Origin of the sequence: Halalkalibacter sp. AB-rgal2 (assembly GCF_041821005.1) — a bacterium.
Classification (GTDB): domain Bacteria; phylum Bacillota; class Bacilli; order Bacillales; family Bacillaceae_D; genus Halalkalibacter.
Genome location: NZ_JBGUAV010000019.1, coordinates 24,213 through 39,490 on the forward strand (window position 1 = coordinate 24,213; position 15,278 = coordinate 39,490).

The 15,278-nt window shown below is 37.3% G+C and carries 11 protein-coding genes; 7 read left to right on the forward strand and 4 right to left on the reverse strand.

The genetic code is table 11. The features are described from left to right. The first annotated feature begins 4 nt into the window (after positions 1–4). Entirely contained in the window at positions 5–772 is a 768-nt protein-coding gene (locus tag ACERJO_RS14505; RefSeq protein WP_373647951.1) for a sugar phosphate isomerase/epimerase family protein, read from the forward strand. A gap of 142 nt (positions 773–914) precedes the next feature. On the opposite strand, the gene ACERJO_RS14510 is transcribed toward ACERJO_RS14505, so the two are convergent. Further along, positions 915–1,871, reverse strand: coding sequence for an ABC transporter permease (locus tag ACERJO_RS14510; RefSeq protein WP_373647952.1), 957 nt, complete (start codon positions 1,869–1,871; stop codon positions 915–917). 3 nt (positions 1,872–1,874) lie between these two features. Next, positions 1,875–2,783, reverse strand: coding sequence for an ABC transporter ATP-binding protein (locus ACERJO_RS14515; RefSeq protein WP_247106351.1), 909 nt, complete (start codon positions 2,781–2,783; stop codon positions 1,875–1,877). A 211-nt stretch (positions 2,784–2,994) separates the two neighbouring features. Here ACERJO_RS14515 and ACERJO_RS14520 point away from each other — a divergent pair, with 211 nt between their 5' ends. Continuing rightward, positions 2,995–3,576 carry a TetR/AcrR family transcriptional regulator gene (locus ACERJO_RS14520; protein ID WP_247106352.1) on the forward strand — a complete coding sequence of 194 codons (582 nt, stop codon included), beginning with the start codon at positions 2,995–2,997 and terminating at the stop codon, positions 3,574–3,576. Between the two features lie 179 nt (positions 3,577–3,755). After that, positions 3,756–6,371, forward strand: coding sequence for a YhgE/Pip family protein (locus ACERJO_RS14525; protein WP_373647953.1), 2,616 nt, complete (start codon positions 3,756–3,758; stop codon positions 6,369–6,371). Positions 6,372–6,494: 123 nt separating this feature from the next. Here the strand turns inward: ACERJO_RS14525 and ACERJO_RS14530 are convergent, their stop codons facing one another. Both ACERJO_RS14530 and ACERJO_RS14535 read right to left on the reverse strand, forming a co-directional pair. Further along, positions 6,495–7,979, reverse strand: a complete 1,485-nt coding sequence (locus ACERJO_RS14530; protein WP_247106355.1) for a response regulator — start codon at positions 7,977–7,979, stop codon at positions 6,495–6,497. Between the two features lie 3 nt (positions 7,980–7,982). Beyond that, entirely contained in the window at positions 7,983–9,710 is a 1,728-nt protein-coding gene (locus ACERJO_RS14535) for a sensor histidine kinase (protein WP_373647954.1), read from the reverse strand. Between the two features lie 357 nt (positions 9,711–10,067). Between ACERJO_RS14535 and ACERJO_RS14540 the strand changes: the two genes are divergently transcribed. From ACERJO_RS14540 to ACERJO_RS14555, 4 genes are all read left to right on the forward strand, one after another. Then, positions 10,068–11,384, forward strand: coding sequence for an ABC transporter substrate-binding protein (locus ACERJO_RS14540; protein ID WP_373647955.1), 1,317 nt, complete (start codon positions 10,068–10,070; stop codon positions 11,382–11,384). Positions 11,385–11,650: 266 nt separating this feature from the next. Further along, positions 11,651–12,532 (forward strand): carbohydrate ABC transporter permease, encoded by an 882-nt coding sequence (locus tag ACERJO_RS14545; protein WP_247106359.1) that lies wholly within the window; start codon positions 11,651–11,653, stop codon positions 12,530–12,532. 40 nt (positions 12,533–12,572) lie between these two features. Further along, complete coding sequence (locus ACERJO_RS14550) at positions 12,573–13,424, forward strand: carbohydrate ABC transporter permease (protein ID WP_247106361.1); 852 nt, start codon at positions 12,573–12,575, stop codon at positions 13,422–13,424. Positions 13,425–13,453: 29 nt separating this feature from the next. Further along, positions 13,454–15,022: an alpha-L-rhamnosidase-related protein gene (locus tag ACERJO_RS14555; RefSeq protein WP_247106363.1), complete on the forward strand. Its 1,569-nt coding sequence runs from the start codon at positions 13,454–13,456 to the stop codon at positions 15,020–15,022. Positions 15,023–15,278 lie beyond the last annotated feature (256 nt).

Consider the following 15,278-nt stretch of genomic DNA (forward strand, 5'->3'; position numbering starts at 1 on the left):
ATATATGAGAACGATACCAGTAGCAGTACAACTGTTTACATTACGTGAAGAATGTGAAAAGGATTTTGCCGGAACATTAAAAAAAGTAGCCGAGCTTGGCTTTAATGGTGTTGAATTTGCTGGCTATGGTGGTATGTCTGCGCAAGAAGTGAAAGCGCTATTAGATGAATTAGGGTTAAAAGCAGCGTCAAGCCATGTTCCACTTGATCAATTGCAAAATAACCTTGATCAAGTGATAGAGGATCAGAAAACACTTGGAAGTAAATATGTCGTTTGCCCATTTTTAATGCCGGACCAACGTACGGAGGAGCATTATCAAGCGCTTATCCCGTTTTTAGAAGAGGCTGGCGTGAAATGTCAGTCGGAAGGTATAACACTTTGCTATCATAACCACGACTTTGAGCTTGAACGTCTAGAGGATGGAAGAATGGCACTTGAGGCTATTTTCGATGATACAAGTGAAGAAAATGTACAAACAGAGCTTGATATCTACTGGTTAACAAAAGCAGGAGAGACACCAACTAAATGGATTGATCGTTACAAAGGAAGAACGCCTCTCGTCCATTTGAAGGATATGACAACAGATGATGAGCGATTCTTTGCTGAGCTAGGTACAGGTGGTGTCGATATTGAAGCTGTACTTGCCAAAGGAGAAGAGGCAAATGTTGAGTGGTGGGTTGTTGAGCAAGATGTTAGTCGAAAAACACCGTTTGAAAGTATTGAAATAAGTATTAACTATTTGAAAAAGAAGCTACCTTATTTAGTGAAGTAAGTGTAACATGGAGAAGTCTGTGCGAATGATGCATAGGCTTCTTTCATTGTCAAAAAAACACCTCCAAAAGTCGCTTAATAAGTGACTACGGAGGTGTTTTGATTACGATCAATAGGTTCTAACATAGTCTTACTCGAACAAACTATGCTGAGACGTCTCGTTTAGCAAATACGGTAAATGCTAATACGTGAAAAATCAAGAAATAAACTAGCAACATAACGATTGAAAAGCCTAATGTCATACTATCAACAGGTGGAACACCATCAAAGTAGACGTTCAAATCGGTATTGGAAAATAAGATATATTTCGCCCATTCGAATCTTGATGCAAGTAGTAATGTGACGGTTGAACCCATAAATAATAAAAATAGTGAGAATCCAATGGCTAATGAACTATTACGGAATACTGAAGAAATCATAAAAGCCATCGTTGATATCATGAAAATATCGATTGAGTAAAGTAAATATTGCATAATCAAATGGAGGATAATATTCCGTTCTATTACTTCTCCATCACGATATGCTAAATGAAAGCTCTGTTCAGCTGGGAATCCGAATAAGATCGAACCGACCAAGCTTGATAAAAGAAAGACAATGGCTAACAAACCTAAACTAAAAAGAATGACCGTCAAATATTTTGAAAGTAATAGCTTTGTTCGACTAATAGGCCGAATTAAAAGGAATTTGATGGTTCCTGAAGAAAATTCAGAAGCGACAATTCCTGCTGCGACAATGATTGTAAATAGTCCAGCTAAACTAGTAAGAGCAACGGCATCATAAACAAATGTCCAAATATGCTTTTCGGATGGTGGTGCGAGATCATTTTGTAGGTGATATTCATTTAAGGCAATTTGACGTTCATAAAACATTCGTAAATTGGCGTTATTAGAGCCGATGTTATCTAAAGCCTCTTGATCAGATGAGACCATCGTTTCAAGCTCTTCTTGCCAATTATCATTTACTGATGAGGACGAGTTGCTATCTTCATATTTTAAAATGCCACCCATGGCGATCACCCCAACGATGAGTAGTCCGATCATGACATAGGTGCCTGTTTTTTTAAATAGCTTAATCCATTCATTCCATATTAATTTCAGCATTTTTTATTGACCTCCGTTAGCTGATGTGACTTCTAGAAAACGATCTTCCAATGTTTTCGTAAGCTGTTTCACTTCATAAATTGAGATGTTTTCCTCAACAAGCTTTTTGATTATTGTTGGAATATGTTCTCTTGTCGTCATAACTGAGAAGCCCGTTTCTGTTAAGGTGACACTCCACTCTTGCGTTAGCCACACTTGAATGCTGTCAATCGCGCTCGTTTCAAAAATATATTCATTTTTTTCATCATTAACAAAGTTACGAACATCTTGAATATCGGTTAATGTTCCGTTTTGAATGATCGCAATTCGATCACACATCATTTCCATTTCAGAAAGCAAGTGGCTTGAAACAATGACACTCATACCTTTTTCCTTCGTTAGATGCTGTAAATGGTCACGAATTTCCCGAATGCCTGCTGGATCAAGTCCATTTGTTGGTTCGTCTAAGATGAGCAGTTTTGGATGATGTAGTAAGCATTGAGCCAATCCAAGTCTTTGACGCATACCTAATGAATAGGTTTTGACCTTGTCATGGATGCGATCTTTTAATCCTATTAATTCAATCATTTCATCTATTCTCTTTTTATCAACGTCTTTATGCATACGTGCATACTGTTTCAAATTTTCATAGCCAGTTAAATGCTTATACATTTCAGGATTTTCGACAATAGCTCCGACTTGCTCAATGGCTTGTTCAAAATTCGTTTTTATGCTATGTCCGCATATAGCAATGTCACCTTTTGTCATTTTGATTAACCCGACAATCATTCGAATCGTTGTCGTTTTACCAGCACCGTTTGGACCGAGCAATCCAAATACTTCACCTTCTTGAACTGAGAAGCTTAAGTTGTTAATAATGGCTTTACCTTTTATCGTCTTATCGACGTTGTTCAATGTGAGAATCTCACTCATTTAAATCCCTCCTACTAGTAATATAAACATATGTATTAGTGAACTATTAGAATAGTACACTGATACAAGAGGAGTGTCAATATGTAAATAAAAAGAAATGATTACTTATATATGGTAAAGGGCATACTTGCATCGATTGTAGATGTATGATAACTTCATAATAGACTAAATGACTGAAATAGTATTTTGGTCAAAACGGAGGACGAATGAGATGCAGCGTGATAAAAAACAATTAATCTTAGACGGTGCGGCGAAGTCTTTTACTCTTTTTGGTTATAAAGCGACAACGATGGATCAAGTAGCTAAAATAGCCAAGGTTGGGAAAGGGACGATTTATACGTATTTTTCAACAAAGGAACAATTATTAAAGGAGATTATTGAGAATCTTGCTCTTGAAATGAGAGAGGTTGCAAATAAGTCGATTAATCCAGATGACTCATTTGTAGACAATTTCAATGCTGCATTGAGTGGAATTGTTGAATTTCGCGAGAAGCATGAACTAACGGTCAAGCTCTCTCAGGAAATGAGGGAGTATGGTACGCCTGCAGTTGGAGATGCTCTTCAAGCTATGGAGGATGATATTTGTCAATATATTGAAGGACGTATTCAGAAAGCGATTGATCAAGGGCAGCTACGAAAATGTGATCCAAAAGTGACGGCCTTTTTAATGTTTAAAATGTACATCAATCTTGTAAGCGATTGGAAGGAACGTCACGGTTCATTATCAAAAGAAGAGGTCGCTCAATTAATGAATTTTTACTTTATGGAAGGACTAGCTCCGCTTACCAAATGATGAAATATAGCCAGATGACGAAAAGGGCTAAATGAACATACTTGCTGAGCAAGGGCTTCACTCGTTGCGAGGCTGATATTGTACACACGTATTCAAGAAAAGACGCTATGAAACTAGGCGTTTTTTTGCTAATAAATGACCAAAAAACTATAATAGTCAAAATGTTTCGGGGGAGAATGATGAGAAATGCATGGTACATTTTTAAACAAGATATTAAAAATATTCAACGAGTTCCTTTAGTCGGAATATTACTAATTGGGTTGGCGATCTTACCTTCCTTATATGCATGGTTTAATCTAGGTGCGGCTTGGGATCCTTATGCTAATACAGAAGGAGTTCAAGTGGCTGTTGTTAATCAGGATCAAGGAACAACGATTTATAATAAAGATGTTAATGTTGGAGAGGAACTAGTTGATTCGCTTAAGTCAAATGAAAATTTAGGTTGGGTGTTTGTTTCAAGGACAGAGGCTGAGCGAGGGGTGGAATATGGTGAGTATTATGCGAGTATTTTCATCTCTGATACCTTTTCAGAGGATCTAGTCAAAATAGTTGAAGGTGAACCGAGACAAGCAAAGGTTCATTATCAAGTGAATGAAAAAGTGAATGCGATTGCTCCCAAAATGACTACAACAGGGGCTTCAACGATTGTCAATGAAATGAATGATCAGTTCATTCAAGAGACGTCCAAAGTATTGTTTCAAGAACTGGATAAGCTCGGGATTCGATTAGAAGAAGAGCTACCTACTTTTCGCCGATTAAAGAACATTGTCTATGAAATTGAGGAGCACTTTCCAGAAGTGAATGAGTTAGGTGAATGGATCATTGAAATAGATGAGAATTGGTATCAAATCGAGGAGCAAGAAGCAATTTTAGTAATAGAAGATTCACTTTCATTATTTCATAAAGGAATAAATCATATTTTATTTTTAGAGGAGCAGTTTCCTCGTGTGAATGAACTTGCCGATCATATCGTTGATTTAGAAGCAGTCATTCCCGAAATTGAGAAAGCTGTTGAGGAACTTACAGAGATGAATCAATCATTTTCGAATGTGGAAGCGTATGTAGAGGAAGTATTATTAGCTATACAGGAAGCAAGAGAAAGTATCGACGAGATAGAAAAACGCGTGCCTAAGTCAGTTGATTTCGAGGAGTCGATTGAATCCTTTTATCAAGCGTGGAAAGAGTTAGAAGGGCCATTAATTGAAACGATTGAACAGCACAATCGCTTGATTAATCAGACGGCACAGTCAATTAATGAGATGGCTAGTTGGTTAGCCGAAGAGAATAATGAGAATGTAATCGACATGTTGGATTTTCTTTCGAGGGAATTAACCTATCACCAGCAAACCATTGATCGTACAATGGACATGTATTCTACTTTATATGAAACGACAGGTGATCCACGTTTCTTAGAAATGGTTGAGCGATATGAACAAATGGGGGAAACCCTTCACCAATTGAACGAGTTAGTTGAAGAAGCAAATGCTCAAGTTGAAGAGGGAGAATGGCTAACAAGTGGGCAAGTTCAAAACATTCAAGAGCTTTCGATTCAAATTGAAAGCATGACATCCGATATACAGGAGCGAATAGATGAAGAAGGGTTATTTGAAGCATTTGAAAAAATAGAACAAGATTTATCTGTGCAGCAAATGGATGCTATTCATGATGCATTTGCACTTGCTTCAGATATGGCACTAGCAAGTGAGGAAAAGCTTGAGCAATTACTCAAAAAGCTACCGTCGATTGAGGATACAGTGAATGATCTAACCGAACAAATTGAGAGCAACCTCCCTGTAGCTGTCGAACGGATTGAAGCGTTAAGTACTTTTGGGCTGGAAGAGCTTCCGAATATAGAGCAACAAGTTACGTCAGTTGCTAACTGGATTCGTTATGAAGCCCCGAAAGTGGAAGAGAACTATTCATCGTTTACCAAAACGTTAGAGGAGAAAATTCCAGCTGTAGAAGAGGCGATGAGGAAGTTAGCCTTATTCAGTCGTGAACAGCTACCAGAGACAGAGCAGTTATTAACAGATGTTGCTAATCAGATTCGAGAGATTGATGAGAATGGTTATGTTAATGACATTATTAGGATGCTTCGTAATGATTTAGATGAAGAAACTGAGTTTTTTGCTAGCCCTGTATTTTTAGAAGAAGAGGAGTTATTTTCAATTCCGAATTATGGTTCAGCAAATGTGCCATTTTACACGACATTGAGTTTATGGGTAGGAGCTCTATTATTATCCAACTTAATTACGACGAATCTACAAGGTGCTGATCGTAGGAACGAATTTTCGTTACGGGATATTTATGCAGGAAGGATGATTCTCTTTTTGTTAGTGGCTGTCTTACAGGGGATTATCGTTAGCGTAGGCAATTTGCTATTACTAGGCATATATGCTGCACATCCGGTATGGCTTATCGTTTTTTCAGTGTTTATTGCCCTTGTTTTTATGACGATCGTCTACACGCTCGCTTCTATTCTTGGGAATATAGGAAAGGCGTTAGCGATCGTGTTACTTGTATTGCAGTTGTCAAGTGGTGGAGGGACTTTTCCGATTGAAGTAGCACCACCATTTTTTCAAGCGATTCATCCGTATATGCCTTTTTCTTATGCGATCAATTTATTAAGAGAGGCAGTTGGTGGAATCATTCCGTTGTTAGTTTTGAAAAATAGTTTGATATTACACTTATTCTGGCTGTTAGCGTTAATCATTGGTTTTGTGTTGAAGCCGGTGTTGGCTTTGAGAATTGAACAAACATCACAAAAATCAAAGTCGAGTCGATTAGTTGAGTAGGTGGTAACAAGCCAATGAAATTTGTGCATAAATTACGTGCATGTTCAAATCAAATGATCAAAAAAGAGCATTGAAAGTCAATTATGACTTTTTCAATGCTCTTATCCTTGGTAGTGTGACTTTTTATTCGCTTTCTTTATATTTCCCTGGAGAAATACCAGTATGCTTTTTGAAAACGGATGAGAAATGTCTTGGTGTATGATAACCTACTCTTGCGCTCACATCGGCAACCGTTTCACCTTGTATAAGCATCTCCTTTGCTCGTTCGATACGGTGTTTGGTCACGTATTTAATATACGATTCTCCTGTTTCCTCTTTAAATAAAAAACTAAAATAAGTTGGATTCATGTCAACTAATTCGGCAACTTGCTGCAAAGTTAAATCTTTGTCGAAGTGCTGTTTAATATGAGCGATGGCAGTGTCGATAGCACTGTGACGGGTTTGCTTTTTCATTTTTTGAGCTTGTGCAATTAATTCATGAAATTGGCTAGTTAACCACGTAATTAATTCATCCATACTTTCAAAACGTTGTATTTCTACATGAGGCAAATGCAGGTTGGCTGTCGACAGCTCTCCTAGCATTGCTTTCGTTTCGTCGATAATATAGTAGTATAATTTAATGAACGCGCCTTTTGATACGTCTGGGTCAAGAATAGCTGAATGATGAGTGTTGAAATAATCGTTAAGCTCTTGAAGGAAAATATCAAATTGCTCGCGTCGAAAACAATCAATGAGTTTCTTTTCCTGTTTAGAAAAGTCAGCAGGAAGTGTATCATATTGACCAATGTCCTCTGATCGAATAAAACCCGTTTCTTTAAAATAACGACCGTGTTTGAGTGCCTTAACGGCTTGTACATAACTTATTGATAGTTCACTTGGAGTCGGGGCAACACTTCCACAACCGACAGTCAAACCAATCGATTCAGCCCAGGAAAAGAGCGAGTCCCAAAGCTTAGCATTCATTTCTCTGTATAGAAAAACAACAAGTATTTGTCTTGTCCCTTCTGTTAAGATGAGATATTTGCAATGATCATCCTCGAGAAAGGGTTGACTGCTCCCATCGTATGCTAGTACGAGCATTCCTATTACGTCTTCTATCGAAAAAGGTAGTAAGCGCGTCCAGTTATTGGTAGCTGGCCGTTGTCCATGAAGAAGGTCAAGTGTTTGCTTTTTTAGTCTTTCCTCATGTGTTTCGAGCTGCTCGACCTTTAATTGTTTCAACTCTCTTTGTTCGTTATATCGTTTCATCGTGCGGGTGATCGCATCTTCAATTTTCTCGATCGTTACTGGCTTTTCTATATAATCAATAACCCCGAGCTTGATCGCTTGCTTTAAATATGTAAATTCGGTAAATCCACTAAAAACAATACAAATAACCGTTGGAAATTGCTCTGTAATTTTCTCTATTAATCGAAGTCCGTCCATTCCAGGCATCCTAATGTCAGTGAAAACAATATCTGGCTGTGTCGCTTGGATGAGAGACAGAGCTTCTATGCCATCATGTGCCATCCCAATAAGCTCGATGTTGTATTTTTCCCAATCAATCATTTTTTTTAATCCTTGTAAAACAATATATTCATCATCACATACGACTGCTTTTAACATCATTCATTACTCCTTTTCGTTTGGAATATTAATGGCGATTTTTGTACCTTGATTGACTTCACTAGTAATGGTCAAAGACGCATTTTTTCCATAAAATAACTGGAGTCGTTCACGTACGTTATTAAGTCCATACCCTTTTTCTGTTTCCTCTAGGTTAGCGATACCGACACCGTTATCCTCAACAATGAGCTCAATATGAGTAGGGAGCTTTTTCCCTCTTACTGTAATCATTCCGGGTCCTTGTTTTGGTTCTAGTCCGTGATAAATTGCGTTTTCAACGAGTGGCTGTAGAGTAAGCTTTAATATTTCTAATTCACAAAGCTCATGATCAACATCATCAATATAAGTAAAGCGGTCATCAAAGCGTAAATTTTGAATTGTCATATAATGCTTAATATGCTCAAGCTCTTGCCTTAATGGAATTAAATCGCGACCATTATTTAAAACAAGGCGAAAGCTTTCTGAAAGAGCAACGGAAATTTTTGCAATTTTGTCATGATTCTCTAAAACAGCCATCCAATAAATTGAATCAAGTGTGTTATAGAGAAAATGTGGCTTAATTTGAGTTTGTAACGCACGTAATTCACTTTCTCGTTCCTTCAGCTGTGAGTGGATTAATTGTTCATTTAATTGCTCATTTTCTGTCGTAATTCGATCAAAGGACTCCCCAATTATTTCAAAGTCATCATTGCTCTCCTTTTTAATGATTTCAGTTGAGGATTGCTTTGTCCACTCATTAATTTTTTGACGAACTTGCTGGATTGGTTGAATGAAGCGTGAGGAATAGAGCAAAGAAATGAGAAATACCGTTAAACTCAAGGACGATGCTATTGCAATTGTAATGAGTCCAATTTGGTTTGATTCTCTTAATAATTTGCTTTCCTCAATCATTTGAGCGAACGTCCAACCGGTTGTTCGGTTTTGATAGCTTGTCATAATATATCCATCATTACGTAAATGGTTAAACGTTTTCGTTAGATCATCATCAAATTCTATGTCGCTAAGGTAATCACTAGGATCATAGACCGTTCGGGTTTCTTCACCGGTCGAATCAATGACTAAAAAGCCCCCATATTTTTGGTTGTTAATGGCCCCTTCAAATAGAGTTTTTTTCACATTGACTATCAGAAAACCAAGTGGCTCAAGACTAAAATCTTCAGGATCGAGTAAGAACTTAATGGATGAAAATACATCTTGACGGTTTGATAAAACATCATGATTTAAAAATAATTCGTATCCACGTGCTTCGATAGCCTCTTGATACCAGCTCTGGTCTAAAGGGTTTTGCCCATAAAATGTTTCACCTGGAGAACGTCCATAACAAATTGTCCTAAAATGGATGTCCATTATACATACGGAATCAATGTATTGTTGGTCGATTAGAATGTCAGAAAGAATATTTCGTAAGCGTAAATAAGTTTGTGTTCCGAGAGTCGTTGATTGGTTTTCTGTTAAACCGCTTTCAATTAGTTCTCTTCGTAGTCCTTCGTTTGAAAGAATCCTTCTTTCAAGGTTAATAATATTTTGAAATAATAAATCGGCCGTTGAACTTGCTGTACTTAAATGTTGTTCGTTACTTTGAATATGGTTGTTTAATAAAGCATTTTTCGATAGCTCATAGGAAATAATACCTAATACAGAAATTGGAGCAATTGATAAAACGATAAATGCTGTTAGCAGACGTGTTCTCATTTTTTTAAAGTGTATTTTTTTGAGAAATGCTCGTACATTCATGCTGGATCCTTCCTTTTTGTATAGACGTAATCTTTTATGAATTATGAGCTAGTCTACTATAGAAAGGGATTGAATCACAATCTTTTTATTTGATTCAAAGAACATATTCAATAAATAATGATAGAGGAAGTGCTGATGTTGTAAGCTTTATATCATATTCAGAATGTATAGCCTTCATAGTAGTCTAATCAAGGAAGATGAAAGAGGATTTAGAGAGAGTCTCCTTTTTTAGGTTGCCTAAAAAAATAAGACATTAATCATAATTTTGTAGCACTTAAGAAATAGATTGTAACTGCTTACAATAAAAGTGTGGCAGTGAGATCCACATAAATTATAAAACGAGTAGGGGGAAATATGATGAAAATGAAAAAGCTTGGTTTAGGTTTTATGATAGTAGTTGTATTCGTTTTCATTGCAGCTTGTGGAGGCAATGATTCGAATGATGGAAACGATGGTGATACAAATGAAAACGGTTCAATAGACGCAGTAGGGGATCGGACCTTTCAATTGTTAACAGAGAATCATGATACAGAACGAGATACGCAAGTGATTCGTGAATTGTTTGACGAATATCGTGAGGGGCAGGACGCTCAGCTTGAATTAGAAGTATCCGTCCTTGAGCAAACGGAAATTATTCAACGTATTCAATTATTAACATCAAGTAATGACTTACCTGAGCTATTTAAATATGAATCAGGTGTACCGTTACATGATTTAATTGATCAAGATTATGTTCAAAATGTTGAGGAAGCGTTTACTAATATCGGAATTTATGATCAATTGAACACTGGTGTAGTAGAGCTATTAAACCGTCTTAGTGGAGATCGTGGATTGTATGCGATTCCAGTTGAATTAAACATCGAAGGTTTTTGGTTCAACCAAGAAATTTTTGACGAGCATGGCTTAGAAATACCGGCTACATGGGATGAGTTAATGGAGATTAGTGATGTATTGCTAGAAAATGGTGTTCAGCCATTTGCAGTTGCAGGTCAAGAAAGATGGCCAATTACTCGTCTTATTAATGGTTATGTTATTCGTACGTATGGTGTTGATGCGATGGATCGAGTGGCTAATGGAGAATTAGATATTACCGATGATGGCTTTGTTGAAGCGGCTGAAGTCGTTCAAGAAATGAGTGATCGTGGTTACTTCGGCCAAGGTGTGAACACAATTGACTATGATACAGCTTCTGATATTTTCTTACAAGGAAATGCGGCCATGTATTATATGGGAAGCTGGGCTCTTGGACAGTTTAACAATGAAGATGTGAACTTAATTGGAACAGATAACATTGGGTTCTTCAATATTCCACTTGTTGAAGGTGGAGTAGGAACGTTAGATGAATATTCGATGAACTCAGGTATGACTATTTCGATTGCAAAAGACAAATATGATGAGCAAGTAGCTGATTGGTTAGAATATACATTCGCTAATTTTGGTGATCGTGCGTTGGCAAACCATGGAATGATTACTGGATTCAATGTTGAGGAAATGCCAGCAGATGTTGAACCATTAACGCAAATGGTGCTTGAAATTATTGAAGAAATTGAGGATGGCGCACTTTGGTTTGAGGCAAATATGGACACGAGAACGAAGGATGCCGCTGAGCAAAATGCTCAATTGTTAATAAATGGTGATATGTCAGCACAAGATTACATGGAAGCACTTCAATAAATAGACTGTTTGTATAAATTACAATGAAACCTTGATTGTTTACAGCCTACTATGAACGTACGGTACATAGTAGGCTGTAAAAATAAACTAATAGAGGCAATTCAACTTGTAGCAAACGGAGCCATCTTAACATTTTTTAAAAGCCTTTTAATAGCTGGAGGTCACTACAAAAAGAAAAAGCGAATCTTTTTGCAGTGACCTTGAGTTAATGGTTGTACGTTATAACCTTAATGAATTTATCAACTTTCAGACAAGGACGTGAGTCTATGAATACGGTTTTACGAGATCGCAAAGCGATATTGGCTTTTGTTGGTCCTGCACTATTAATCTATTTAGTTGTTTTATTTGTTCCGATTGCTTGGTCAATTGGTTATTCCTTTTTTGAAGGTTCACCGATTAGAGGGTTTGAGTTCGTAGGAATCACAAATTATGTAGAAATCTTTCGTGATCAAACATTTTGGAACAGCTTATGGTTAAGCGTTCGCTATGCCTTTTTTGTTACATCTGGCCAAATTGTATTTGGATTACTGTTTGGATTGATTTTTGTTTTTTATATTAAGCGTTTTTCATCTTTATTTCGTACGCTTATTTTTTTTCCGATGATTATTCCGGCTGTAGCGGTTGCACAGCTTTTCACGAAGCTGTTCGAAATTGCCCCGCAATTTGGGCTAGTGAATAGTATTTTCGATGCGTTACATTTAGACATGCTCGTACAGGCTTGGTTAGGACAAGGGGAAACGGCTTTTTGGGTCATAGTTCTCATGGATATTTGGAGAGCGGTTGGCTTCTACGCTGTTATCTTCTATGCGGGCTTAATTGATGTACCCGAAGACGTACTAGAAGCAGCAAAGCTCGATGGTGCATCAGGCTTTACACTTATCGGAAAAGTCGTTCTGCCATTAATTCGACCTATTTTAATTTCAGGGATTATTTTTAGTTTAAATGGTACATTGAAAGTGTTCGAAAGTGTCGTTGCCTTGACCAATGGAGGCCCAGGGAATAGTACCCAAATGCTTACGTTGTACATGTACAATACAGCTTTTAGCTACAATCAATATGGCTATGGAAGTACGATTGCTGTATTCCTTCTACTGTTCTGTTTAGGAGTGACGCTGTTAGTGTATCGACTAGCACGTAAGGATGTATAAGAAGGTCAGTCATAAAATGTGTTAAGTGGAGGGATTCATAGTGAGTAAGAAAAATGGAAATGTGAAGGCACTTTTTAGTTCTTATACGATGAAAATACTTCTTTTTATCGTAGTGATAATACAGATATATCCAATTGCTTGGTTGTTAATGTCCTCAGTGAAAGGGCCAACGGAATTCAATTTAAATCCAATGTATGCTTTGCCAGAAACATTGCATATTCAAAACTATATTGATGCATGGACAGTTGGAAATATGGGAACCTATTTTCAAAATAGTATTCTCGTCACATTTCCTGCGTTAGCGTTTATCATTTTGTTAGGGGCATCAACAGCATTTGCGATTGAAAAGATGAAATGGAAGCTAAGTAGCACAGTCATGTTATTGTTTTTGGCAGGAATAATGGTTCCCGTTCAAATCGTCATCCTACCATTGTTTTCGATCTACTTTAATGTGGGGCTATTAAATACACATTGGTCGTTAATTATTACGTATATTGCCTTTGGATTACCGTTAACGATCTTTCTGTTTACAGGCTTTTTTAAATCGATTCCAAATGAATTGATTGAGGCGGCGGTCGTCGATGGCGCCACGATCTATCAAGTCTTTTTCAAAATTGCGACACCTATGCTCATGAACGCGATTGTAACGGTTGCGCTTGTTCAATTTTTTTTCGTTTGGAATGATTTAATTTTCGCGATGACATTTATTAACGATTCTGAACTTAGAACGATTCAAACTGGTTTACTTGCTTTTACGGGTCAGTATGGTTCAAGACAGTGGGGACCGACATTTGCATCGATTTCACTTGCGGTTATCCCGATTTTGTTCATTTATTTGTTCCTAAACCAGAAGATTATGAAGGGTCTAACTAGTGGAGCGGTGAAAGGCTAATAACGAATGGATTGAAGGAGGTAAATAAATTGAATATTCAAAAGGTAGAGCAACAGACAGTTGTGTTTAATGATGCTTTTGCAAAAAAGGCAAATTCTCTTATACCGACTATTTATAAAGAGAGAATAAGACCGAAACAAATCGTGGAGATAGTGGAAGATTCGAAAGTGATCCATGGCTGGCGTACAGAACAAGTTAGAGAGGTGTCGGATTTACAAGAAATAGAGTTTGGAAAAGGAGATTCTGTCATCGTTGATTTTGGTGATCATGAGGTTGGTTATGTCACACTTAAATTGAAATCAGCTGGCAGCCCACCAGATGCTCCTCTTCATGTGAAGCTAACCTTTGGTGAAATGCCTGTTGAAGTAGCAGAGCCCTTTTCATCCTATGATGGCTGGTTAAGTAGCTCATGGTTACAGGAGGAAAGTGTATATGTCGATGTTCTTCCACACATTCTTGCATTAACGAGGCGATATAGCTTCCGATATGTAAAAATTGATATCATTGATACATCACCGAAGTACCGTGTTATTATTGACGATACGTATTGCGATGCTGTTAGTTCTGCACAGTTATCCGATGTTTACAGTTATACCCATGAAGATTCGGTGTTGGCGGAAATTGATCAAGTGAGTATAAAGACATTGAAGGATTGTATGCAGGAGATATTTGAAGATGGACCGAAGCGAGATCGACGTCTTTGGCTAGGAGATCTACGCTTGCAGGCGTTAGCGAATTATAATACCTTTGCAACCAATGACCTCGTTAAACGATGCTTATATTTATTTGCAGCTGTACCGAATGATAAAGGACAAGTAGCTGCTAATGTTTTTATTCAGCCATCATTAATAGCAGATGATACGTATTTATATGATTATTCGCTTTTCTTTACGACAACACTACATGATTATTATGAAGAGACGAAAGACGAAGAGACGTTAAAGGAGCTATGGCCAACTGCTTACCGTCAGTTAGAATTAGGGTTAGCAAGATTAGATGAACGCCACATTGTTCAAGACGATGAAACGTGGTGGTCGTTTATCGATTGGAATGACAAATTGAACAAACAAGCACCTTCTCAAGCAGTTTTAATCTATGCTTTACGGAAAGGAATTGCTTTGGCTCAAATAGTTGGAGCATGTGAACTAGCCTTTTTAGAAAAACAATTAGCTGATGTTGAAAAAGCGACAAAAGCTCATTTATGGGATGAAACGAAGCAATTTTTTGTTAGTGGAAAGAATAAGCAAGTCTCATGGGCAGCCCAAGTGTGGATGGTTTTGGCTGGAGTATTGAAGCAAGATGAAGGTAGAGCATTAATGGAGCGTGTCATTACCGAAAAGCCACCTGTAACGATGAACACTCCCTATATGTACCATCATTTCGTTGAAGCGTTATTAAAAGTCGGAATGAATACAGAAGCGATCAAGACATTAAAAGCGTATTGGGGCGGTATGTTAGAAGATGGGGCAGATACGTTTTGGGAGCTGTATAATCCTAATGATAAAACGTTCTCACCATATGGTAGTCATTTGATTAATAGCTACTGTCATGCGTGGAGCTGCACGCCAACTTATTTAATAAGAAAATATGAACTATAATTGGTAATCTCCTAAAGGATAAAAGTCTTTTAGGGGATTCTTAACTTTGTAGAAAAGGTTGTTCAAAAAGATCTGGTTTTAAGGTAAAGTTTGATTTTAACTTTTTTGGTGTTTTTTGAATATGCGTTAGAAAATCTATTTATTGTAAAAACAAAAAATATCAGACATCAATATTGAAAATGAAGCGGTTACAAGTATTAGTGAAAGCGTTTACTATTTTAAGTGAGATCATACATAGGCTTCACAGAGAAAAAGA

Excerpts from the sequence above, each read along its gene's own strand:
- ACERJO_RS14505 (WP_373647951.1), top strand. The coding sequence starts at position 5 with ATGAGAACGATACCAGTAGCAGTACAACTGTTTACATTACGTGAAGAA.
- ACERJO_RS14510 (WP_373647952.1), bottom strand. The coding sequence starts at position 1,871 with ATGCTGAAATTAATATGGAATGAATGGATTAAGCTATTTAAAAAAACA.
- ACERJO_RS14515 (WP_247106351.1), bottom strand. The coding sequence starts at position 2,783 with ATGAGTGAGATTCTCACATTGAACAACGTCGATAAGACGATAAAAGGT.
- ACERJO_RS14520 (WP_247106352.1), top strand. The coding sequence starts at position 2,995 with ATGCAGCGTGATAAAAAACAATTAATCTTAGACGGTGCGGCGAAGTCT.
- ACERJO_RS14525 (WP_373647953.1), top strand. The coding sequence starts at position 3,756 with ATGAGAAATGCATGGTACATTTTTAAACAAGATATTAAAAATATTCAA.
- ACERJO_RS14530 (WP_247106355.1), bottom strand. The coding sequence starts at position 7,979 with ATGATGTTAAAAGCAGTCGTATGTGATGATGAATATATTGTTTTACAA.
- ACERJO_RS14535 (WP_373647954.1), bottom strand. The coding sequence starts at position 9,710 with ATGAATGTACGAGCATTTCTCAAAAAAATACACTTTAAAAAAATGAGA.
- ACERJO_RS14540 (WP_373647955.1), top strand. The coding sequence starts at position 10,068 with ATGAAAATGAAAAAGCTTGGTTTAGGTTTTATGATAGTAGTTGTATTC.
- ACERJO_RS14545 (WP_247106359.1), top strand. The coding sequence starts at position 11,651 with ATGAATACGGTTTTACGAGATCGCAAAGCGATATTGGCTTTTGTTGGT.